We start from the raw sequence: 21,200 nt of genomic DNA, 5'->3' as shown, positions 1-21,200 counted from the left end.
CGGACATGCCGATAGGCGCGCCCGAACGTCATACGTTCGGGCGCGCCTCGAGGTTCACGCGGATTTCGGCAGCAGGTACTCGTCGTTGCTCAGCGGTGCGTCGGAGCCGGCGAGGTAGCGCTGCAGGGTCGAGCGATCGTCCAGCACCAGCCAGTCGATCTGGTCGGTGAGGTCGGCGCGGCGCGCCTTGGTCGTCACGCCGAGCGTGGTGCCGAGCGCGAACATGCCGTCGGTCGCGACCGGTACCGGGGTGCCGCCGACCTTGACGATGGCGCGTTCGGCGACCACCGACTCGATGTCATCGGAGATCGCGAGCGCGACCCTGGTGTCGAGGTTGGCGCCGATCTGCAGCAACAGCCGGGCAAGCCGGTTGGACCAGCGGTCGAGTTCGGCGTAGGTGAGGACACAGTCGGCGGTGGAGACGACGACCGCGTTCGGATCGACCTCGGCCACGGCCTGCGCGAGCGGCAGCATGCGGAGGTTGTCGGCGAGCGAAGCGGTCTTGGTGTCCATGGTGTCGTCCTCGAGTCTCGTGTAGAGGTTTCTTGCGTACCTCTAATCTGCTCGACTGGACGAGACTTCGACAGCAACCCAAGCGCTGGTCGAGCTACCTCCGAGGGTGGGGAAATCTCCACCTCGGGTGGCACCCCGGTATGAGATTCGGTCCGGTATGAGATTCAGTCCGTGACGAATCCGTTGAGCGTGCCGGTCAGATCGGTCAGCAAGGCGCGGGCAGCGGTGAGGCCGTTGCCGTGCCAGACCGTGTCGTCGACGGCGAAGACCCGTTTGTCGCCCGCGGCGCCGAGGTCCTTCCACTGATCGGTGCGCATCACCGCCGCGCCGTGCTTCTTGCCCTCGTCTCCGGCAAGCAGCACGTAGATCAGGTCGCCTTCGACCTTGGTGGCGAAGTCGTCCGGCGTGACGTTGAACGAGGTGCCCCGCTGCGCCTGCGGGCGCTGCACACCCATGTCGCCGAGGATTTGGCCCGCGAAACTGTCGCTGCCCTGAACCTGGTCGGTGTCCGCGGTGAAGCGGATGAGCGAGGCCTGCGTCTGTTTCGCCGCCATCGCCATCCCCGCGTCGGCCGCCTCGGTGTGGTAGGCGTCCAGCACGGCGCCCGCGGCCTCGCGGCGGCCGAGACCCGCTGCGAGAGCGGTGAATTCGGCTTGCCAGCTGTTGCCTGCGCCGACCAGGACGGTGGGCGCGATCGCCCGGAGCGCCTCGAAACTCGCGGTGGCGGTGGGGATGTCGCCGAGGATGAGATCGGGGCGCAGTTCGGCGATCTTGGCCGGGTCCGGCTGGGCGGCCGAGCCGACGCCGGGGATCTTCAGCACGCCGGTGCCGAGGTAGGCGGGTTGCGGCCGGGAGCCGTCGAGGGTGACCGCGCCGACCACGCGTTCCCACAGGCCGACCGCGCAGGTCGCGTCCAATGCGGAGGTGGTGAGCACGACGATGCGCTGCGGATCCGCCGGTACCTCCGACACGCCCGACGCATGGGTGACGGTGCGCGTGCTGCCGCTGCCCGCATCGGGTGCACTGGGCAGCGGGCAGGCTTTGGCGGTGTCGCGCTCGAGTCCGACCACGCCTGCACCCGCGATGTTCGTGGTGGTCCGCACGATCGAGCCGGAGTCGTCGGCCGGAGTACTGCAGCCCGCCGCGACGACGGCGCCGCATAACGCCGCGACCATGCCGACCCGGCGCGCCACGCGGGCGGGGCCGGATCGAGGGGAGGCTGTGCGGTTCCGGGTGCGAACGAAGGCGCTCAGCGGCATGCGGGTGAGGGTACATGCGCGGGCGGGCAACACAGGGACGTGCCCGCCGAGTCGCTCAGTCCTCGTCACCGCCGATGCTGAAACGGGCACCAGTCGCCCGCGCGGTCGGCGCACCCGCATCGACGGCATAGGATCAGGCCCGACCAACGAAATACGACACAGAGTAGGACCCGTGCGGGTTGCTGCGGCAGCACGGTTTACGATTCCAGAAGCGCAAGCGAACTGTCGTCTGTTCCGACACGGGGACGGATGCAAGCAGCGGAGCCTGCGGAGCGACCTAAAGGCACCTTCAGGAGGATCAGTGACTGCCGTAGAGCCCCAGCCAGTCCCTCAGTTGGAAGCGACTCGGCCGTATCCGGCGCGGACCGGGCCGAAGGGTTCTTATCTCTACAAGATGGTCACGACCACCGACCCCAAGGTCCTCGGCACCATGTACCTGGTGACCGCGATGAGCTTCTTCCTCGTCGGTGGTCTGATGGCGCTGCTGATGCGTGCCGAGCTGGCGCGGCCCGGCCTGCAGTTCCTTTCGCCGGAACAGTTCAACCAGCTGTTCACCATGCACGGCACCATCATGCTGCTGTTCTACGCGACCGCGATCGTGTTCGGCTTCGCCAACATCGTGCTCCCGCTGCAGATCGGCGCACCTGACGTCGCCTTCCCGCGCCTGAACGCGTTCAGCTACTGGCTGTACCTGTTCGGCGGCTCGATGGCGACCGCGGGCTTCATCACCCCCGGTGGCGCCGCCGACTTCGGCTGGACCGCCTACACCCCGCTCACCGACATCCTGCACTCGCCCGGCGTCGGCGCCGACCTGTGGATCCTCGGCCTCGCCGTCTCCGGCCTCGGCACCATCCTCGGTGGCGTCAACATGCTCACCACGGTCGTCTGCCTGCGTGCACCGGGCATGACCATGTTCCGGATGCCGATCTTCACCTGGAACATCGCCGTCACCAGCGTGCTTGTCCTGCTTGCCTTCCCGCTGCTCACCGCGGCGCTGTTCGGCCTCGCCTACGACCGGCACCTCGGCGGCCACATCTACGACCCGGCCACCGGCGGCGTCCTGCTCTACCAGCACCTGTTCTGGTTCTTCGGCCACCCCGAGGTGTACATCATCGCGCTGCCGTTCTTCGGCATCGTGTCCGAGATCTTCCCGGTGTTCTCGCGCAAGCCGATCTTCGGCTACACCACGCTGGTCTACGCCACCCTCGGCATCGCCGCGCTGTCCATTGCGGTGTGGGCACACCACATGTACGCCACCGGCGCCGTGCTGCTGCCGTACTTCTCGTTCATGACCTTCCTCATCGCGGTCCCGACCGGTGTGAAGTTCTTCAACTGGATCGGCACCATGTGGCGCGGTCAGCTGACGTTCGAGACGCCGATGCTGTGGTCGATCGGCTTCCTGGTGACCTTCCTCTTCGGTGGTCTGTCCGGTGTCATCCTGGCCAGCCCGCCGCTGGACTTCCACGTGACCGACTCGTATTTCGTTGTCGCGCACTTCCACTACGTGCTCTTCGGCACCATCGTGTTCGCCACCTTCGCGGGCATCTACTTCTGGTTCCCGAAGATCACCGGGCGGATGATGGACGAGCGCCTCGGCAAGTGGCACTTCTGGGCGACCTTCGTCGGCTTCCACACCACCTTCCTGGTGCAGCACTGGGTTGGCGCCGAGGGCATGCCCCGCCGCTACGCCGACTACCTGCCGAGCGACGGCTTCACCACGCTGAACACCATCTCTACCATCGGCGCGTTCATCCTCGGCGCCTCGATGCTGCCGTTCGTGTGGAACGTCTTCAAGAGCTTCCGCTACGGCGAGGTCGTCACGGTGGATGATCCGTGGGGCTACGGCAATTCGCTGGAATGGGCGACCACCTGCCCGCCGCCGCGGCACAACTTCTACGAGCTGCCGCGGATCCGGTCCGAGCGCCCCGCGTTCGAACTGCACTACCCGCACATGGTCGAGCGGATGCGCGCCGAAGCGCACGTCGGCTGGGGCTCGGGCAAGCACTACAGCCACGAGGTCACCGAGGGCGCGACCGCGACAAAGTAGATTTACGACGACCGATGAGTGTGCACCTGCTGGTCCACAGCGGGTGCACACTCGTTTGTGCGGCGAAGTACACCCGTAGCGAAGCGACAATGAAGTCCAGGCCTGCGACGGAACACCTCTAACCTGGAGCACATCAGTTGGCCGACACCACAGTTCTCGTCACCGTCACCGGACCCGACCGTCCCGGTGTGACGTCCGTGCTCCTCGCGGCGATGTCGCGGCACCACGTGAGCCTGCTCGACGTCGAACAGGTCGTCATCCGCGGCAGGCTGACCCTCGGCGTGCTCGTCACCTGCCCAGGCGATGCGGAGTCGCTGCAGGAAGAGCTCGAAGAGGCGATGAACACCGTCGGCATGCATGTCGATGTCGAGGTCGACGCGGCGATCGGCAGGCAGCCGATGTCCACCCATGCGGTGGTGATCCTCGGTTCCCCGGTCACCGCGCACGCGTTCAGCTCGGTGTCGCGGCAGCTGGCCGCGCTCGGCGCCAACATCGACAGCATCCGCGGCATCGCCGACTACCCGGTCACCGGGATGGAGCTGCTGGTCACCGCGACCGACACCGGCGCGGACACCGACTCGCGGCTGCGCACGGCGCTGGCCGAGGTGGCGGTGGCCGAACAGGTCGACGTCGCGGTCGAGCGGGCCGGGCTGGCGCGAAGGGCCAAGCGGCTCATCGTGTTCGACGTCGACTCCACGCTCATCCAGGGTGAGGTGATCGAGATGCTCGCGGCGCACGCCGGTGTGGAGGACGAGGTCCGCAAGGTCACCGAGTCCGCCATGCGCGGCGAGATCGATTTCGCCGAATCGCTGCGCCAGCGGGTGGCGACGCTCGCCGGGTTGGACGAGTCGGTGATCGAGGAGGTGGCCGATCGGATCGAGCTGACCCCCGGAGCCAGGACCACGATCCGCACGCTGCGCAGGCTCGGGTTCCAGTGCGGTGTGGTCTCCGGTGGTTTCCGTCAGGTGATCGAGCCGCTGGCGCACGAACTGGAGCTTGACTTCATGCAGGCCAACACCTTGGAGATCAAGGGAGGCAAGCTGACAGGGCGGGTCGTCGGCGACATCGTCGACCGGGCCGCGAAGGCGACCGCGCTGCGCAAGTTCGCCGCCGAGGCGGGCGTGCCGATGGAGCAGACCGTCGCGGTCGGCGACGGCGCCAACGACATCGACATGCTCAATGCCGCCGGACTCGGAGTGGCGTTCAATGCCAAGCCCGCGCTGCGCGAGATCGCCGACGCGGCACTGTCGCACCCCTACCTCGACGCGGTGCTGTACATCCTCGGCGTCACCAGGCACGAGATCGAGGCCGCCGACGCGAACGACGGGTTGGTGCGCCGCGTCCCGCTGAGTTGACCCCGGTGTCGATGGCCGAGTCCAGACCGTGCCGTCGGTAGGCTGACGCCGACCATGATCGTCGGCGTGATCGGAGGGTACGGTGCGGAAATCTCTGCTGGTGTTGCTGCTCGGATTGACGGTTGTCGGATGTGGCAAGGACGATGCGTCCGGGTCGGGTTCGAGCTCATCTGCTGTGCCGACGACCGGCCCTGCGCCTGCCGCGGTCACGGTCACCGAGGCGGACAACGGTAAGGAACGGCGCCTCGAGACCGGGCAGTCGCTGGTGGTGACGTTGCCTGCGAACCCGTCCACCGGGTACTCGTGGCAGATCGCCGAGGTGGATGCCACTCTCGTTCGGACGCAAGGTGAACCGGAGTACAAGGCCGATCCCACGAAGCCGGTCATGCCGGGATCGGGCGGGACGTCGGTGTGGACCTTCGTCGGCGGCGCGCCCGGCGCGACCAAGCTGGTGATGAACTATCTGCGGCCGTGGGAGCAGGGTGTGGAACCCGCGCAGACGTTTTCGTTGACGATCAAGGTGGAGTGATGTCGAGCATCCCGGAATGTGGTGCCGGAGTCCGGGATGCCCGGGGGAGTGCGGTGCAGTCGAGCGAAGAAGGTACGGAGTCGGCGGAATTCGATATCGCCGGATTCCGGGTCAGGCACGCGGAGTTGGCGACCGGCTACGGCGGTGCGGGCGACCCCGACGATCCGGCCATGGTGCAGGCCATGCAGATCGTGCTGCACCTGCCCAAGGTGGACCCGCCGCCGCGCAGCGCCCTGCTCGCCGCGGCGGCCACCGCATCGGTCGCGCTGTGCTTGGGCGAGCGAGTCGGCCCCGACGGCGAGTGGTCGGCGCGCTACCTGGCCTGGAAGCGCTCGCGCATCCGCAAGGTGACCCGGCGTGCCCGCGGCGGCCAGTGGCTCGCCGCGAACGAGGTGGACGGCGTCACGGTGGAGGTGGACGGCGCGCAGGCGCGTGCCCTTGTCCCCGGACCGGTCGGCGCCATCGACCCGAGGATCCGGCGGTTGCAGATCGGCGGCACCGACCTCGAACCCGACGAGCCCGGCCCCGCCGATCCGGATCTGCCGGTGCTCTGGGTGAATTCGGGACTCGAGATGACCCTCGGCAAGGCGGCCGCGCAGGTCGGCCACGCCAGCATGTTGTTGGCGGGTGCGTTGCCGATGGAGCAGGCGTTGTACTGGGCGGAGCGCCGATTCTGCTGCTCGGTGCGGGAAGCCGACGCGCGCCAGTGGCGGGCGTTGACCGACGCGGTGGCCCGCGGCACGGCTGTCGCCGTACGCGACGCCGGGTTCACCGAAGTGGCGCCTGGTTCGATGACCGTGATCGCCGTGCAGGCCACATCCTGGTAACCCTGTCGTAAAAGCTTGCGGGGTTGCGGCGTTGCGCGGCCCGGATTGGGGTAAGACTCAAAGTAGGCCTCCACGCGGAGGCTCGTGGCCAAGGCAACGAGGCCTTGCTCGACCGAAGGGAAAGACCAGCTATGACCACGCTGCTGGTGATTCTCGCCCTGTGGGTATTTTTGTCGGTTCCGTTGGCCCTCTTGGTGGCCCGGGTGATGCGCAAGTCGGGCGCGGGCGATGATCAACGCCTCGAGTCCGACGGACGCGCCGACCAGCGCCTACGCGACTTGTTCGCGCCGGGCCGCAGGCACTGACCCACTCGACACGCGCCCCGCACCCTGCCCGCGTTGGCGGCCGGTCGTGCGGGTGGTCCAAGATGGACCGCGTGCCGCAACCGGATCCCGATCTGCTCATCGATTTCACCGACGTCACCGTCCGTCGCTCGGGCCACACGCTCGTCGGTCCCGTCACCTGGCAGGTGGAGCTCGACGAACGCTGGGTTGTCCTCGGGCCCAACGGCGCGGGCAAGACCTCCCTGCTTCGCATGGCCGCCGCCGAGATGCATCCGACCTCGGGCATCGCCCATCTGCTCGGCGAGATTCTCGGCAAGGTCGACGTCAGCGAACTCCGGCCGCGGATCGGTTTGTCGTCCGCCGCGGTGGCGGGCCGGGTGCCCAAGGACGAAAAGGTCAGCGACCTGGTCGTGTCGGCAGGCTATGCGGTGCTCGGCCGCTGGCGGGAACGTTACGACGACGTCGATACCGACCGCGCCATCGACATGCTGGAAAGCCTAGGTGCCGAACATCTTTCGGATCGCACCTACGGCACCCTGTCCGAGGGCGAGCGCAAGCGTGTCCTCATCGCTCGCGCCCTGATGACCGATCCTGAACTCCTGCTGCTCGACGAGCCTGCCGCGGGCCTCGACCTCGGTGGCCGCGAGGAACTGGTGGAGCGCCTCGGCGATCTGGCCGCCGATCCGGATGCTCCGGCCATCGTGCTGGTCACCCACCACGTCGAAGAGATCCCGCCCGGCTTCACCCACGGCATGCTCCTCAACGAGGGCGAGGTCATCGCCCAGGGGTTGCTCACCGACGTGGTCACCTCCGAAAACCTCAGCGACGCCTTCCGCCAGCAGATCGCCCTCGACCAAGTCGACGGCCGCTATTTCGCCCGCCGAGCACGTCGCGCGGGAAAGCACCGCACCCGCTGAGCTAGCACGATGCCGCCGGGTGCCTGGGTTCGGCGATCTCGCTGACCGAGCACACGCGGTGACGAGGTTCACCGAGCGCGGGTTATGGTGCTGGGGTGAGTGAGACAAAAGTGCAGGCGGGCTCTCAGCCTTCGGCGGTCAAGGACGCATCGACCGTGATGCTGGTGCGCGACAGCGCCGCGGGGCCGGAGATCTTTCTGCAGCGCCGGGTTGGCGCGATGGCGTTCGCCGCAGGAATGACCGTGTTCCCCGGCGGCGGCGTCGATCCGTCCGACGGCACCGCCGACATCGCCTGGGCAGGTCCCGAACCTGCTTGGTGGGCAGAGCGTTTCGCTACCACTGAACCGCGGGCCAAGGCGCTGGTCTGTGCGGCCGTGCGTGAGACCTTCGAGGAATGCGGTGTGCTGCTTGCCGGTCCGACCGCCGACTCGGTGGTCTCCGACACCGCCGAGTACCACGAGGCGCGCGGCAAGCTGGAACGTCGTGAGCTGTCTCTCGCCGCGTTCCTCGCCGCCGAGAACCTGGTGTTGCGCGCGGATCTGCTTCGGCCGTGGGCGAATTGGATCACGCCGGAGCTGGAGCCGCGGCGCTACGACACCAGGTTCTTCGTCGCGGTGCTGCCCGAGGGGCAGCTCGCCGACGGCGCGACCTCCGAGGCCGCCGAGGTGCACTGGCGTACCTCGGCCGAGGCGTTGGATCGGTGGCGGGCAGGCACCGACATCCTGCTGCCGCCGACCTGGTCGCAGCTGTACGCGTTGGGTGAATTCGCTTCCACCGCAGAGATTCTCGCCGCCGAGGCGGTCATCGAACCGATCATGCCGGTGGTCACGGGTGTCGACGGGCAGCAGCTGCTGACCTTCCCGGGCAACGTGCGCTACTTCGCGGATCTGCCGGATCAGAGCAAGCTCAGGGGATCTGTCCGCAAGTGAGTCCGCGGGCGGTTACCCGGTAGCGTGGCGTCCCATGGCCGAATTCGTGACCCTGGAGCTGCCGACGCCGCAGGCCGATCCTTCCGCTGCCGCGCGCCGCGTTGCCGTCCTCCGGATCGCCCGCCCGCCGATGAATCTGCTGAACGCACAGCTGGTGCGGGAGCTGGCGGAGGCGGCTGACTCGATCGCCGAGGATCCGACGGTGGCGGCGGTCGTGCTCTACGGCGACGAGCGGGTGTTCTCCGCGGGCGACGACCTGGCCGAGCTGGCCGAACTCGGCGCGGAGCAGGCGAGGGCGATGGCGGGCGATCTGCAACGTCACCTCGGCTGCCTGGCCAGGCTGCCGCAGCCGACGGTCGCGGCGATCAGTGGCTATTGCCTCGGCGGCGGCCTCGAGCTCGCGCTCGGCGCGGATCGGCGCATCATCGGCGACAACGTGAAGCTCGGCCTGCCGCAGATCAAGGCAGGTCTGATTCCGCTCGCAGGCATCCGTCGGCTTTCGCTGCTGATCGGTCCCGGCCCGGCCAAGGACCTCGTCTATACCGGCCGGTTCGTCGAGCCCGACGAGGCACGTGCGCTCGGACTGGTCGACGAGGTCGTCCCGCCCGACGACGTCTACACCGCGGCGCTTGCGTGGGCGCAGCGCTTCACCGACGGCCCTGCGCGAGCGCTGGCCGCCGCGAAGGCCGTTTTCGAGGCGGGCCCGCACGGCTTGGACCGTGCACAGACCGAATGGTCTGATCTGTTCACCAGCGAAGACCGTGTGTTCGGTCTCCATTCCTACCTGGCCGACGGCCCGGGCTCGGCAGCCTTCGTCGGCCGCTGATCCGGCGGCCGAAAGATCTCGTTCTGATCTCGGCCGAGGCGGCCTGAGCTGTGGGTTCGTCAAGATCACCTGGTCGGAACAGGTTCCAATACGGACGCTGGTCCAGGAGTGATCGCAATGCCTGGGCCGACAGCGGGCCGGGTCCCCACGTTTGGGTAGGCTTAGCCGCTATGACGGTACGCCCTGACGACCCCGCGCCGAACCCGCACGCCACCGAGGCCGAGGTCGAAGCAGCGCGCAAGGATACGAAGCTTGCCCAGGTGCTCTACCACGACTGGGAAGCGGAGACCTACGACGACAAGTGGTCGATTTCCTATGACGAGCGTTGCATCGAGTACGCCCGCGGTCGTTTCGACGCGGCCGTCGGCCCGGCACCGCTACCGTACGGTCGCGCCCTCGAATTGGGTTGCGGCACCGGCTTCTTCCTGCTGAACCTGATGCAGGGCGGCGTCGCCAAGACCGGCTCGGTCACCGACCTGTCGCCTGGCATGGTGAAGGTCGCGCTGCGCAACGCCGAGCACCTCGGCCTGGACGTCGACGGCCGGGTCGCCGACGCCGAGACCATCCCGTACGAGGACGACACCTTCGACCTCGTGGTCGGGCACGCGGTGCTGCACCACATCCCTGACGTCGAGCTGGCGCTGAAGGAATGCCTGCGCGTGCTCAAGCCGGGCGGCCGCTTCGTCTTCGCGGGCGAGCCGACCACCGCGGGCAACTTCTACGCGCGCTGGCTCGGCCGGATCACCTGGAAGGCCACCACCACCGTCACCAAGCTGCCCCAGCTCGCCGGCTGGCGGCGCCCGCAGCAGGAGCTGGACGAGTCCTCGCGGGCCGCGGCGCTCGAGGCGGTCGTCGACCTGCACACGTTCGATCCGAGCGATCTCGAGGGCATGGCACGGTCGGCAGGCGCCGTCGAGGTCAAGGCGACCACCGAAGAGTTCGCGGCCGCGCTGTGGGGCTGGCCGGTGCGCACCTTCGAGGCGGCCGTGCCGGACGAGAAGCTGACCATGGCTTACCGGATGACCATGTACCGGGCGTGGCTGCGGCTGAGCTGGTTGGACGAGAACGTGATGCGCCGGGTCGTGCCGCGTCAGTTCTTCTACAACGCGATGATCACCGGCGTGAAGCCGGGCAGTTCCGCCAAGTAGTGGGATACGGCTTCGGTCGCGCGGATGTCACCTTTCTCGGCAGTGCGGCGGGCCTTGCCGCACTGGCCGAGGTGGACCGGCTGGAGCTGACCCAGGCGACGCACCTGCGCGATCTGGAGCGGGTGCGTCGCGACAACGGTGCCGCGGCGGCGTGCCTCGTCGAGACCGTCCGGCTGCGGCGCAAGGCCGCGGCCAAGCTCGCCGGGGCGGGGGAGTGGCTGTTCACCGATGACGCCCTCCAGCAGGCGACACCGACAGCGGTGGCTCGTGGCCGCGCCGCCCGGTTGGCCGGGCGGGCGGTGCACGACGTGACGTGCTCGATCGGCGCGGAGCTCGTCGAGCTGGCGCGGGTGTGTCCCGCAGTACTCGGCAGCGACCTGGATGACGTGCGGCTCTCGATGGCCGCGCACAACCTCGACGGTAGCCGAAATGTGTTGCTGGCCAAGGCGGATGCCCTGGTTCCGGTGAGCAGGGACACGGTCGTCGTCGCCGATCCGGCGCGCAGGGCCGACGGCAGGCGCACGCACGATCCGGCGAAGCTGCAACCGCCGCTGCCCGATCTGCTGTCCGCCTATGCGGGCCGCGATCTCGTGGTGAAGTGTGCTCCCGGTATGGATTTCGACCGGCTCGACTGGTCCGGCGAGGTCGAGGTGGTCTCGCTCGACGGCGCGGTGCGCGAGGCGTGCCTGTGGTCGGCGGGGCTGACCGACTCGGCGATCAGTCGACGAGCCACCGTATTGTCTTCGGCCGGAACATCGTTCACGCTCACCGATGCCGACCCCGATGACATCCCCGAGCGGGCGCCTGGCACCTGGATCGTCGACCCCGACGGAGCGGTGGTCCGCTCCGGCCTTGTTCGTCACTACGCCGCGAAACACGGTCTCTGGCAACTGGACCCACGCATCGCCTACCTCACCGGTGACGCGGTGCCGCCGGGCACCCGCGGCTTCCGCATCGTCGAGCGGCTGGATTACCGCGAGAAGACACTGCGCGCGGCGCTGCGCCTGCGTGACTGCGGTCCACTGGAAATCCTGGTCCGCGGCGTCGACGTGGACCCGGACAAACTCCGGCGCACGCTCAAACCTCAAGGCACCCAGCCCTTCACGCTGGTGATCACCCGGATAGGGCGAACGCCGACGGCATTCCTCTGCACCGCGCAGGTGCACTGAGCTCGGACGGTGAGGTCAGCGTTCGGGCTTGAAGACGAACAGCTCGCCGATGCGCGTCGCGACCACGACTTCGCCCTTCGCGCCGATCGAGGTGCCGGTGGTGCTGCCGCGCGCGCCGGGCAGCACATCGGAGTCGATGGTGGCGCCGGTCTTGATGTCGAAGGTGATCAGGTTCAATCCTTCGCCGATCGCGGCGGTGGTGTACCCGGTGCCGCCCGCGGTCTGCACCGGGGTCCCGCGCAGGTCGAGATCCTTACGCTCCCAGACGGTTTCCACGGTGTCGCCGGTGTCGCGCAGCGCGAGCAGGTAGCCGTCGTCGCCGGACGGAATGATCAGCCCGTCGGTCGAGACCGAAATGCCGCCGCGCGGAGCCCATTCCAAGGGCCGCACCCATTTGGTCCGGCCGTCGGCGGTGTCGACCGCGATCAGGCGCTTGCTGTTGTCGCCGACATACACCGTCTTGCCGTCAGCGGACAGCGACGGGCTCGTCGCACTGCCGCCGGACAGCATCGCGGCGCTCCAGTCCTGCTGGATCTTCTTGTCCGCGTAGCGAAGTGCGACCAGCGTGGCGACGGGATCGCCCGGCTTCCATACCGTGACGAAAAAGCGCCCACTGGCCGCGTCGACCGCCGAGATGTTCGCGACCGGGCACTGCGGTTCGCCGGAAAGGCATTCGGCAAGGCCTTGCCCGGCGGCAGGCCAGGTGAGGTTCGGGTGATCGAGCGGATCGGGCTGGCCGAGCAGCTGCATCGAGGGGACGACGCGCTCGCCGGTCTGCCGGGACAACACGTCCACCTGACCGGTTTGGGTGACCGACAACAGGTTTCCGTCGCCGGTGAACTGCACCGAGACCGGCGTGCCTGCCACGCTGGTGCGCCAGCGCGGCTGCCCGAGGTAGTTGAAGGCGTTCACGCCGCCGACGTTGCCGCGATCGTCGCCGACATACACATTGGTGGCGCCGTCGACCGACGACGCGGCGCTGATAGCGCCCGGTCCGAGCTCGTTGCAGAAGCGCTTACGCCCGGTGGCCATCTGGAAGGAGAAGATCGTGCAGCCTGGCAGGTTCGTGGTGAGGAACATCTGCCCGTCCGGACCGATGGTCACCGGCTGCGCGATCGGTCCGCCGATCGGGCGCGACCAGCTCAACGCGACCTTCTTGGCGCCGGCGATCGGGCTGCTTCCGTCGTTGCGGGCGTCGTGGTGCGCGGCGGGCCAGCCCTTGCCAGGCCCGACGGCGATGTCGTCGACGTCGGTGCCGCAGCCGGTCAACGCCACCGCGCCGACCGCGACCAGCGCCGCCAATAGCCGGGTCCGGGACGATCGCCGCACGGAACTGGCCAGTACGCCGCCGCTTCGCACTTGCTGCACTCCTGTCGTCGTTTCCCAGCTCTAGGGCCACCCGGTTCGGGTGTACGCGTGTGGAATTGCCAGACGCCGCCCGCGGCGCGGTAGTCACTGTACGGGAGGGGTGCGCGGGGGAGGACGAGTCCTGCCGTTGTGGTGCCGGGCGGTTTGCCACCGTAGCCGGGCGTATCTTCGTCGGCATTGCGACCATCCCGGTCTGCGCAGGACCGCGCCGGGCGGCGTACTAGGCTCTTTCCCATCCCCACTTCGGTGGGTGACAGGCCTTAGACCACGACAGGAGATCCGTTCGTGACGAGCATGTGGGGCGCACCGTTGCGCTCGCGCTGGCGGGGATCGCGCCGCCGGGATCCGCAGCAGGCGCGCTTTCTGACCGCGGCGTCGCTGCGCTGGGTGCTCGCGAACAAGGCGTACACGCCCTGGTATCTGGTGCGCTACTACCGGCTGCTCAAGTTCCGGCTGGCCAACCCGCACATCGTGTTGCGCGGCATGGTCTTCCTCGGCAAGCGGGTCGAGGTGCACGCGACCCCCGAGCTCGGCCGGATGGAGATCGGTCGGTGGGTGCACATCGGTGACGGCAACGCCATCCGCTGCCACGAGGGTTCGCTGCGCATCGGCGACAAGGTGGTGTTCGGCAAGGACAACGTCGTCAACACCTACCTCGACATCGAGATCGGCGAGTCCACGTTGGTCGCCGACTGGTGCTACATCTGCGATTTCGACCACAAGATGGACGACATCACGCTGCCGATCAAGGATCAGGGCATCGTCAAGAGCCCGGTCCGCATCGGCCCCGACACCTGGATCGCCGCGAAGGTGACCGTGCTGCGGGAAACGCGCGTCGGCCGCGGCTGTGTGCTCGGCGCGCACGCGGTCGTCAAGGGCGAGATCCCGGATTACAGCATCGCGGTCGGCGCGCCTGCCAAGGTCGTGAAGAACCGCAAGGACGCCTGGGAGGCGAGCGCCGAGGAACGCGCGCAATACCTTGCGGCACTGGAAGATATCGAACGCAAGAAGAACGGCGCGGCCAAAACGGCATGAAGCGCTACGCGGCTCTGTTGCGCGGGATCGCCCCGAGCAACCCGAACATGGCCAACGACAAACTGCGTGGCGTGTTCGAAGGCCTCGGTTTCGAGAAGGTCGCCTCGGTGCTGGCGAGCGGCAATATCGTGTTCCGCGGCGCCGAGACCGACATCGGTGAGCTCGAGGACCGGATCCAGCAGGCGCTCATCAGTGAACTCGGCATCGCGGGCGGCACCATCCTGCGCACCGCCGAAGATCTGCAGGCGCTGCTCGACAGCGACCCGTTCCCCGGCCTTACCCACGGCCGCGGAACGTATCTCGTGGCCACGTTCCTGAAGGACGGCGCGCAAGCGCCGAAAAAGCTGCCGGACCAACCGGATCCGCTCACCCGCGTCGTCGGCTACGACAAGCCGTGCCGCGCTTTTCTTGCGGTGATCGACAACAGCGAACCCGGCAAGACCCCCGACTTCATGACCTGGCTCGACAAGACATACGGCAAGGACATCACCACGCGCACCTGGCTCACCGTCCAGCGCATCGTCAAGAAGATGGACGCCTAGCTTCGGCCGGAAACGGCTGTCCTACTTGGGATCTCGCTCCGGCAGCGGGCGTTCGACGATGTTGGGGCGGCCGAGCGGGTTGCGCACGCGGCGCTTGGCGGAGTGATAGACCTGAGCGGTTTCGGCGGCGACCACGTCCCAGGCGAAGTCGGCGGTGAGGCGTTCGCGCGCGGCGTAGGCGCGATCCTGGGCCGCGGCCGGATCGTCGAGGGTCGCACGGGCCGCCTCGACGAGGCCGTCGACGTCGGCGGGGGCGAAGGAGGCGCCGGTGACGCCGTCGATCACCGCTTCGCCGAGTCCGCCCGCGGTCGAGGTGATCAACGGGGTGCCCGCGGCGGCCGCCTCCAGCGCGACGATGCCGAAGGGCTCATAGCGGCTCGGCAGCACGATGGCGTCGGCGCCGTGCAGCCAGCCGAGCAGTTCGTCGTGATCGAGCTGGCCTGCGAAGTTCACCGCGCGGGCCACCCGATGCACCCTGGCCCGCTCGCGCAGCCACTCGAACTGCGTGCCGACACCGGCGATGGTGAGCGTGGTGCCTGGATGGGCGCGGCGGATGCGTGGCAGCGCGGCGATCGCGTCCTGCACACCCTTTTCGTATTCGAGCCTGCCGACATACAGCAGCCGCGGCGGGCCGGTGCGCGGCGAGCGCGGCCGAAAAGTCCAGGCGCCCACGTCGATTCCGTTGCGGATCACCGTCATCGGCACCCGCTCCGGCCCGTAGAGCCGCTCCACCTCGTCCTGCATCGAGCCCGAGCAGGTGATCAGCGCGTCGGATTCGTTGGCGAGCCACCACTCGACCGAATGCACCTGCCGGTTGACCTTGCCGGCGACCCAGCCGCTGTGCCTGCCCGCCTCGGTGGCGTGGATCGTCGACACCAGCGGCACGTCGTAGTACTCGGCCAGTGCGATGCCGGGATGGGCGACCAGCCAGTCGTGCGCGTGCACCACGTCCGGCACCCAGCCGTCACCGATGCCTGGCTTGCCGAGCGCAATGCCCGCCCGCACCATGGCGTGGCCCATGGCCAGCGTCCAGGCCAGCATGTCCTCGCCGAAATCGAAGACCGGCGGATCCTCCGCGACCGCGACCACCAGCACGCCCTCCGCGATGAAGGAGTGGGTGGGATGGGTCGAGGAGTCGGTGCCGGAGGGGCGACGGGCCAGCACGACCACCTCGTGGCCCGCCACGGCCAGCTCGGTGGCCAGGTGATGTACGTGCCTGCCCAGCCCGCCGACCACGACCGGCGGGTACTCCCACGACACCATCAAAATCTTCATGCATGTCCTTCTGCGGTGGACCGTAGAGCGGGGTCCGATCCTGGTGCGGCGTCAGGCGGGGATGCCGCCGCAAAGCTTCCTCCGGACCCGGCACGCGCGAGCCTGCGTGCGTCGACGCCGGGGAAGAGTCCGTCAGCTGACCCCCATCCTGCCGCCAACTGTTGTGCTTTGGCGACTTGGCCCGCTCCGACGGCGGCCGCGATCTCGCGTACCGCGTGCGCGTGCCGGTGCGCCCGGTCGCGAGCGTAGCCCGCCGCGGAGTCCTTGCTGACCATGAAGGCCCAGTCACTGGACACGGTGAGGATGGCCTCGCGCAGCAACTGGTCGGCGACGTGGTCGCGCAGCGCGGGCCCGCCGTCGGCGGCGCGCATCTTGTCGATCGTGTCGAGGGTCAGCCGCACGATGTCGTCGTTCAGTTCGACGAGGTCGCGCACCTGGTCGCCGGCCCAGACCCGCCAGTCCTTGCCCGACCCCCACGACGAGTCGGCCAACGGCACCGGTGTGCCCACGTAGCCGCGTTCGCGTGCGTCGGCCAGGGTGCCGACGGTGATGCCAGCCTCGGGCAGTGCCCGCAACACCTGGGCCAACCATTGCGGGCCCTCGTGCCACCAGTGACCGAACAATTCGGTGTCGAACGCGGCGACCACCAGCGCAGGCCTGCCGATCCGCTCGGATTCGCTGATCAGTCGCTCGCGCACCGTCGCGACGAAGTCGTCGACATCGCGCAGCACCGCGGCGGCCGCCAGCTCCGGGTCGTAGGGCGCCTTGTCCGGACCGGCGACGGTCTTGCCGGTGACACGCGCGGGCTTGAGACCGGTTGCGTGGTCGTAGTGATGAAAGTCACGGTAGGCGCTCTGGCCGGGGTAGCCGGATTTCGGCGACCAGACCCGATAGCTGACGTGCAGGTCGCGTCCGAAGGCGACGACATCGGACTCGCGCACCGGCCGCCCGAGGGTGCTGTCGCCGCGCAGCGCGGGTCCGTCGACCATGAAATGGCTCACACCCGCCGCGGCATAGCCGATTTCCATGCCGGGGGTGTAGCCGCATTCCGGCGCCCAGATGCCGGTGGGCGTGTGACCCCAGCGGTGCTGTGCGTCGTCCAGTCCCTCGGTGAGCTGGAACTGGCGCAGCCGCGGGTCGAGCAGCGGCTGGAACGGATGGGCGAGCGGGCCGCCGAGCAGTTCGATGGTGTCGGCGTCGACGAGTTCGCGCCAGACCGGCGCGGCGCCGTGCCGCCAGCGCTGCTCGAAGTCCGCCAAAGCCGCTGCGGCCAGCCGATGTTCGTGCCTGCCGAGGGTGAGGTTGCCGTTCATCGCTGCTTCGTCGGCGCGCAGCTGCCAGTTGCCGAGCCAGTGATGCATCCCGGCCAGCGAGTGCGGGTCGTCGAGCTGGGCCGCGAGCACCGGCGTGATGCCGAGGCTGAGCAGATGCGAACGGCCTTCGGCGGCAAGCGTTCTCAGCACCTCGGCGACCGGGAGGTAGGACGCCGCCCAGGACTGGTAGAGCCATTCCTCGCCGACCGGCCAGCGGCCGTGGTGCGCGAGCCAGGGCAGATGGGAGTGCAGAACCAGGGTGAACTGGCCGGGAACAGCCTTGTCGCTCAAGGCTTCACCGCGATGGCGACCAGGTCGAGGCTCGCATCGATGTCGTCGGCGATCAGCACGAAGTCGTCGATGGTGACCGCCGCGACGTCGGCGGTCAGCTCGGCGGGCCACGGCTCACCGGCCAACGCGCGTTCGATCTGTGCGTCGATGAACGATCCGCCGTGCTTGGCATCCAATGCCCGCAGTCCGGGGCCGTGGTGGACACCGATCATTTCCGCGACCTCGAAACCGGCTTCGACCAGCAGCTCGGTCAATTCGGCCGCGTTCAGTTCGCGGGTGTGGAACGGGTTGAGCGGGGTATCGCGGCCGGGGGAGAAGGTGATCCGGTTGGGCGTGCTGATCAGCAGCTTGCCGCCGGGACGCAAGACCCGCAGGCACTCCAGGAGGAACTGGCCTTGGTCCCAAAGATGTTCGATCACTTGGAAATTGACGACGACGTCGACCGAGGCGTCGTCGAGCGGCAGCGCGGCGAGGTTGCCCTGGATCATCTCCACTCGCGGGTAGCGGGCCCGCACGTGCTCGACCGCACCCGCGTCGTAGTCGACGCCGGTGACTTTGGTGGCGACGCCTGCGATCATGTCGGCGCCATAGCCCTCGCCGGATCCGGCTTCCAGTACGGTCTTTCCGGCGCAGTGGCCGAGCAGTCGGGCATAGGCGATCTCGTGCCTGCGGAACCAGTAGTTCTCCTCGGCGATGCCGGGGACGGTGCGCTCGCCGGTCAACGGCAGCGGCTCGACCGTGCCATCGGTCGCGTCGGATGCGCCGGACCGACCCGTCGGATCGTCCACTGCGGCAGGGATCACAGCCTCGCTCATCATTCCGACGTTACTGGTAGGCCCATTGCGAGACACTCGCACCCGGCCTGCGGACCGGCGCACCATATCGCCGGGACTGGCGTTGTGAGAGAGAAGCCGCTAAGTTACCCACGAGTAACTTAACGTAGGGTAGTGTCACGCCCTGAGCTACTCACCCGGACGTACGGCCCCCGCTCGTGCGACCACCCACACGTGTAACCAGAACAGGAGGTCGACGAAGACCGATGCCGAACATCGTCGTACTCATCAAGCAGGTTCCCGACACCTGGTCCGAGCGCAAGCTGACCGACGGTGACTACACCCTCGATCGCGAAGCCGCCGACGCCGTCCTCGACGAGATCAACGAGCGCGCCGTCGAAGAAGCGCTGCTGATCAAGGAGGCACAGGGCGGCGAGGTCACCGTGCTGGCCGCCGGACCGGACCGGGCCACCGAGGCCATCCGCAAGGCGCTGTCCATGGGCGCCGACAAGGCCATCCACATCAACGACCCGGCGATCCACGGCTCCGACGCCGTGCAGACCGCCTGGGTGCTGGCGAGCGCGCTCGGCCAGGTCGAAGGCGTGGAACTGGTCATCGCTGGCAACGAGGCGACCGACGGTCGCGCAGGCGCGGTGCCCGCCATCATCGCCGAGTACCTCGGCCTGCCGCAGCTGACGCACCTGCGCAAGCTCACGGTCGACGGCGACAAGATCACCGGCGAGCGCGAGACCGACGACGGCGTGTTCAAGCTGGAGGCCACCCTCCCGGCCATCGTCAGCGTCACCGAGAAGATCAACGAGCCGCGCTTCCCGTCCTTCAAGGGCATCATGGCCGCGAAGAAGAAGGAAGTGCAGACCTTCACGCTGGCCGACCTCGGCGTCGACCCGTCGACCGTCGGTGTCGCGAACGCGGGCACCGCCGTCACCGGCGCCACCCCGAAGCCGCCGCGTACCGCAGGCGAGAAGATCGCGGACGAAGGCGACGGCGGCACCAAGATCGCCCAGTATCTCGTCGGTCAGAAGATCATCTGATCCCGCCCCTTCGAGACTGCTTAGGAGAGAACACAAATGGCTGAAGTACTTGTGCTCGTTGAGCACGCCGACGGTGCGATCAAGAAGGTCAGCACCGAGCTCCTCACCGCCGCCCGCAACCTGGGCGAGCCCGCCGCCGTCGTGCTCGGCACCGCGGGCACCGGCGAGAAGCTGGCCGACGCGCTCGCCGCGGCAGGCGCCGCGAAGATCTACATCGCCGAGTCCGACGATGTGGAGAACTTCCTGGTGACCCCGAAGGTCGACGTGCTCGCCGCGCTGACCGAGCAGGTTTCCCCTGCCGCCGTCATCGTCGCCGCGTCCGCCGAAGGCAAGGAGGTGTCGGGTCGCCTGGCCGCCCGCATCGGTTCCGGCCTGCTGATCGACGTCATCGACGTGAAGTCCGACGGCACCGCCGTGCACTCCATCTTCGGTGGCGCGTTCACCGTCGATGCGAAGGCCACCGGCGACGTGCCGGTGATCTCGGTCCGCCCCGGCGCCATCGAGGCGTCCGCGCAGGCCGGTGCGGGCGAGAAGGTCACCGTCGAGGTCCCGGCGCAGGAAGACGGCGTCGTCAAGGTGACCTCGCGGGAGCCGGTCGTCGCCGGTGACCGTCCGGAGCTCACCGAGGCGACCATCGTCGTCTCCGGTGGTCGCGGTGTCGGTTCCGCCGACAACTTCGCGGTCGTCGAGGCGCTGGCCGACTCGCTCGGTGCCGCCGTCGGCGCCTCGCGTGCCGCCGTCGACTCCGGCTACTACCCCGGCCAGTTCCAGGTCGGCCAGACCGGCAAGACGGTCTCGCCGCAGCTGTACATCGCCCTCGGCATCTCCGGCGCGATCCAGCACCGGGCAGGCATGCAGACCTCGAAGACCATCGTCGCGGTCAACAAGGACGAAGAGGCCCCGATCTTCGAGATCGCGGACTACGGCATCGTCGGCGACCTGTTCAACGTCGCCCCGCAGCTGACCGAAGCAGTCAAGGCCCACAAGGGCTGATCTGTTTCAGCGAAGGGCCCCGGGTAGCTACCCGGGGCCCTTTCGCGTTTCCTGGGTGGAACGGGCTGTGCGGGAACGTGATCCGAAAGGGTGTCGCAGGTGCGATAGCCTGCGATTATGGCTGTTCCCACTACTCGGATGCTGGTGCTCTACATCGTCCGCTTGCTGCAACCGGTGCACGGATACGACGTTCGGCGTGAGTTGTTGTCCTGGCATGCGGACGATTGGGCGAATGTGAAGCCGGGTTCGGTCTACGGCGCGCTGAACACGCTGCAGCGCGACGGGCTTATCGCGGTGGAAGGGGTTGGGCAGGAGGGGGCTCGGCCGGAGCGCACCACCTATCGGCTCACCTCCGAGGGGGAGAAGGAGTTCGGTGAAATGGTGCGTTCGGCGTTGTTCTCTGCCGAGCAGCCGAAGTACCCGTATTTCGCTGCGGTTGCGTTGTTTCCGGCGGTGCCGCGTGATGACGTCATCGCCGCGCTGCGCAGTCGGATCCTCAAGTTCGAGGCCGAGCTCGTCTTCGCCGAGCGCGAGATCGCGCGGATCCTGGCGGGTAGCGGCGATCCCGCCGAGTCCGAGCCGTATCACGTCGCCGATGCGATGGGCCTTGCTGTCGCACACACCAGGGCTGATCTGGACTGGTCACGAAAGACGTTGGAGCGCATCGAAACCGGCGAGCTCGACGTGTGGGACGGCCAGTTCCAGCGGATGAATACCTGGGAGCCGGGCATGGCATGAGCCGTGCATGATCAAGC

General features: G+C 68.2%; 21 protein-coding genes. 15 read left to right on the top strand and 6 right to left on the bottom strand.

The genetic code is table 11. The features are described from left to right. Positions 1-54 precede the first annotated feature (54 nt). Both NA11_RS19010 and NA11_RS19005 read right to left on the bottom strand, forming a co-directional pair. Positions 55-513 (bottom strand): AMP-binding protein, encoded by a 459-nt coding sequence (locus NA11_RS19010; RefSeq protein WP_069163274.1) that lies wholly within the window; start codon positions 511-513, stop codon positions 55-57. Between the two features lie 164 nt (positions 514-677). Beyond that, positions 678-1,772: an ABC transporter substrate-binding protein gene (locus NA11_RS19005; RefSeq protein ID WP_069163273.1), complete on the bottom strand. Its 1,095-nt coding sequence runs from the start codon at positions 1,770-1,772 to the stop codon at positions 678-680. A gap of 301 nt (positions 1,773-2,073) precedes the next feature. Here NA11_RS19005 and ctaD point away from each other — a divergent pair, with 301 nt between their 5' ends. From ctaD to NA11_RS18960, 10 genes are all read left to right on the top strand, one after another. Further along, positions 2,074-3,819: an aa3-type cytochrome oxidase subunit I gene (ctaD, locus tag NA11_RS19000; RefSeq protein WP_069163272.1), complete on the top strand. Its 1,746-nt coding sequence runs from the start codon at positions 2,074-2,076 to the stop codon at positions 3,817-3,819. A gap of 137 nt (positions 3,820-3,956) precedes the next feature. Next, a complete protein-coding gene (gene serB, locus NA11_RS18995) occupies positions 3,957-5,174 on the top strand; it encodes a phosphoserine phosphatase SerB (RefSeq protein ID WP_069163271.1) in 1,218 nt (405 codons plus the stop codon). 82 nt (positions 5,175-5,256) lie between these two features. After that, positions 5,257-5,703 (top strand): protease inhibitor I42 family protein, encoded by a 447-nt coding sequence (locus tag NA11_RS18990; protein WP_069163270.1) that lies wholly within the window; start codon positions 5,257-5,259, stop codon positions 5,701-5,703. After that, entirely contained in the window at positions 5,703-6,530 is an 828-nt protein-coding gene (locus tag NA11_RS18985; RefSeq protein WP_069163269.1) for an aminoacyl-tRNA hydrolase, read from the top strand. Before NA11_RS18990 ends, NA11_RS18985 begins: the two co-directional genes overlap by 1 nt. A 131-nt stretch (positions 6,531-6,661) precedes the next feature. Further along, the gene (locus tag NA11_RS44870) at positions 6,662-6,835 is read left to right on the top strand and encodes a transmembrane 9 family protein (RefSeq protein WP_141717694.1); all 174 of its coding nucleotides are present in this window, start codon (positions 6,662-6,664) and stop codon (positions 6,833-6,835) included. Positions 6,836-6,897: 62 nt separating this feature from the next. Then, positions 6,898-7,731, top strand: a complete 834-nt coding sequence (locus NA11_RS18980; protein WP_069163268.1) for an ABC transporter ATP-binding protein — start codon at positions 6,898-6,900, stop codon at positions 7,729-7,731. 158 nt (positions 7,732-7,889) lie between these two features. Next, positions 7,890-8,660, top strand: a complete 771-nt coding sequence (locus NA11_RS18975) for an NUDIX hydrolase (RefSeq protein ID WP_141717698.1) — start codon at positions 7,890-7,892, stop codon at positions 8,658-8,660. Positions 8,661-8,694: 34 nt separating this feature from the next. Continuing rightward, positions 8,695-9,486 (top strand): enoyl-CoA hydratase-related protein, encoded by a 792-nt coding sequence (locus tag NA11_RS18970; RefSeq protein WP_069163266.1) that lies wholly within the window; start codon positions 8,695-8,697, stop codon positions 9,484-9,486. Between the two features lie 170 nt (positions 9,487-9,656). After that, on the top strand, positions 9,657-10,634 hold the full coding sequence (locus tag NA11_RS18965; protein WP_069163265.1) for a class I SAM-dependent methyltransferase: 978 nt from the start codon (positions 9,657-9,659) through the stop codon (positions 10,632-10,634). Continuing rightward, positions 10,634-11,803 (top strand): class I SAM-dependent methyltransferase, encoded by a 1,170-nt coding sequence (locus NA11_RS18960; RefSeq protein WP_069163264.1) that lies wholly within the window; start codon positions 10,634-10,636, stop codon positions 11,801-11,803. Before NA11_RS18965 ends, NA11_RS18960 begins: the two co-directional genes overlap by 1 nt. Positions 11,804-11,818: 15 nt before the next feature. Here NA11_RS18960 and NA11_RS18955 read toward each other — a convergent pair whose 3' ends face one another. Continuing rightward, positions 11,819-13,171: an outer membrane protein assembly factor BamB family protein gene (locus tag NA11_RS18955; RefSeq protein WP_245745962.1), complete on the bottom strand. Its 1,353-nt coding sequence runs from the start codon at positions 13,169-13,171 to the stop codon at positions 11,819-11,821. Between the two features lie 285 nt (positions 13,172-13,456). Here NA11_RS18955 and NA11_RS18950 point away from each other — a divergent pair, with 285 nt between their 5' ends. Next, on the top strand, positions 13,457-14,206 hold the full coding sequence (locus tag NA11_RS18950; RefSeq protein ID WP_069163263.1) for an acyltransferase: 750 nt from the start codon (positions 13,457-13,459) through the stop codon (positions 14,204-14,206). Beyond that, on the top strand, positions 14,203-14,748 hold the full coding sequence (locus NA11_RS18945) for a DUF1697 domain-containing protein (protein ID WP_069163262.1): 546 nt from the start codon (positions 14,203-14,205) through the stop codon (positions 14,746-14,748). Before NA11_RS18950 ends, NA11_RS18945 begins: the two co-directional genes overlap by 4 nt. Before the next feature lie 21 nt (positions 14,749-14,769). Here the strand turns inward: NA11_RS18945 and NA11_RS18940 are convergent, their stop codons facing one another. Genes NA11_RS18940 through NA11_RS18930 form a run of 3 tightly spaced genes read right to left on the bottom strand, consistent with a single transcriptional unit; the run spans position 14,770 to position 18,445 of the window. Next, positions 14,770-16,023, bottom strand: coding sequence for a glycosyltransferase family 4 protein (locus tag NA11_RS18940; RefSeq protein ID WP_069163261.1), 1,254 nt, complete (start codon positions 16,021-16,023; stop codon positions 14,770-14,772). Further along, complete coding sequence (locus NA11_RS18935; protein ID WP_069163260.1) at positions 16,020-17,627, bottom strand: 1,4-alpha-glucan branching protein domain-containing protein; 1,608 nt, start codon at positions 17,625-17,627, stop codon at positions 16,020-16,022. The genes NA11_RS18940 and NA11_RS18935 overlap by 4 nt, the downstream gene beginning before the upstream one ends. Further along, positions 17,624-18,445 (bottom strand): class I SAM-dependent methyltransferase, encoded by an 822-nt coding sequence (locus NA11_RS18930; RefSeq protein WP_439957083.1) that lies wholly within the window; start codon positions 18,443-18,445, stop codon positions 17,624-17,626. Before NA11_RS18930 ends, NA11_RS18935 begins: the two co-directional genes overlap by 4 nt. Before the next feature lie 221 nt (positions 18,446-18,666). On the opposite strand from NA11_RS18930, the gene NA11_RS18925 reads away from it, so the two are divergent. The 3 genes from NA11_RS18925 (at position 18,667) to NA11_RS18915 (ending at position 21,183) form a co-directional block, all read left to right on the top strand. Next, on the top strand, positions 18,667-19,452 hold the full coding sequence (locus tag NA11_RS18925; RefSeq protein ID WP_069163259.1) for an electron transfer flavoprotein subunit beta/FixA family protein: 786 nt from the start codon (positions 18,667-18,669) through the stop codon (positions 19,450-19,452). A gap of 36 nt (positions 19,453-19,488) precedes the next feature. After that, the gene (locus tag NA11_RS18920) at positions 19,489-20,445 is read left to right on the top strand and encodes an electron transfer flavoprotein subunit alpha/FixB family protein (protein WP_069163258.1); all 957 of its coding nucleotides are present in this window, start codon (positions 19,489-19,491) and stop codon (positions 20,443-20,445) included. 117 nt (positions 20,446-20,562) lie between these two features. Next, a complete protein-coding gene (locus tag NA11_RS18915; protein WP_084654763.1) occupies positions 20,563-21,183 on the top strand; it encodes a PadR family transcriptional regulator in 621 nt (206 codons plus the stop codon). Positions 21,184-21,200: the final 17 nt, after the last annotated feature.

The sequence above is a fragment of the Nocardia altamirensis NBRC 108246 genome, assembly GCF_001612685.1.
In the GTDB taxonomy this organism is placed as follows: Bacteria; Actinomycetota; Actinomycetes; order Mycobacteriales; family Mycobacteriaceae; genus Nocardia; species Nocardia altamirensis.
Note: the sequence above shows the minus strand (reverse complement) of the source record. Positions and strands in the feature narration are given on the sequence as shown.

Bases quoted from the DNA above. Each gene is read 5' to 3' on its own strand.
- NA11_RS18925 (WP_069163259.1), top strand. From the start codon at position 18,667: ATGCCGAACATCGTCGTACTCATCAAGCAGGTTCCCGACACCTGGTCC.
- NA11_RS44870 (WP_141717694.1), top strand. From the start codon at position 6,662: ATGACCACGCTGCTGGTGATTCTCGCCCTGTGGGTATTTTTGTCGGTT.
- NA11_RS18980 (WP_069163268.1), top strand. From the start codon at position 6,898: ATGGACCGCGTGCCGCAACCGGATCCCGATCTGCTCATCGATTTCACC.
- NA11_RS18965 (WP_069163265.1), top strand. From the start codon at position 9,657: ATGACGGTACGCCCTGACGACCCCGCGCCGAACCCGCACGCCACCGAG.
- NA11_RS18975 (WP_141717698.1), top strand. From the start codon at position 7,890: ATGCTGGTGCGCGACAGCGCCGCGGGGCCGGAGATCTTTCTGCAGCGC.
- NA11_RS18970 (WP_069163266.1), top strand. From the start codon at position 8,695: ATGGCCGAATTCGTGACCCTGGAGCTGCCGACGCCGCAGGCCGATCCT.
- NA11_RS18985 (WP_069163269.1), top strand. From the start codon at position 5,703: ATGTCGAGCATCCCGGAATGTGGTGCCGGAGTCCGGGATGCCCGGGGG.
- NA11_RS18915 (WP_084654763.1), top strand. From the start codon at position 20,563: ATGGCTGTTCCCACTACTCGGATGCTGGTGCTCTACATCGTCCGCTTG.
- NA11_RS18940 (WP_069163261.1), bottom strand. From the start codon at position 16,023: ATGAAGATTTTGATGGTGTCGTGGGAGTACCCGCCGGTCGTGGTCGGC.
- NA11_RS19010 (WP_069163274.1), bottom strand. From the start codon at position 513: ATGGACACCAAGACCGCTTCGCTCGCCGACAACCTCCGCATGCTGCCG.
- NA11_RS18945 (WP_069163262.1), top strand. From the start codon at position 14,203: ATGAAGCGCTACGCGGCTCTGTTGCGCGGGATCGCCCCGAGCAACCCG.
- NA11_RS19005 (WP_069163273.1), bottom strand. From the start codon at position 1,772: ATGCCGCTGAGCGCCTTCGTTCGCACCCGGAACCGCACAGCCTCCCCT.
- NA11_RS18930 (WP_439957083.1), bottom strand. From the start codon at position 18,445: ATGATGAGCGAGGCTGTGATCCCTGCCGCAGTGGACGATCCGACGGGT.
- NA11_RS18920 (WP_069163258.1), top strand. From the start codon at position 19,489: ATGGCTGAAGTACTTGTGCTCGTTGAGCACGCCGACGGTGCGATCAAG.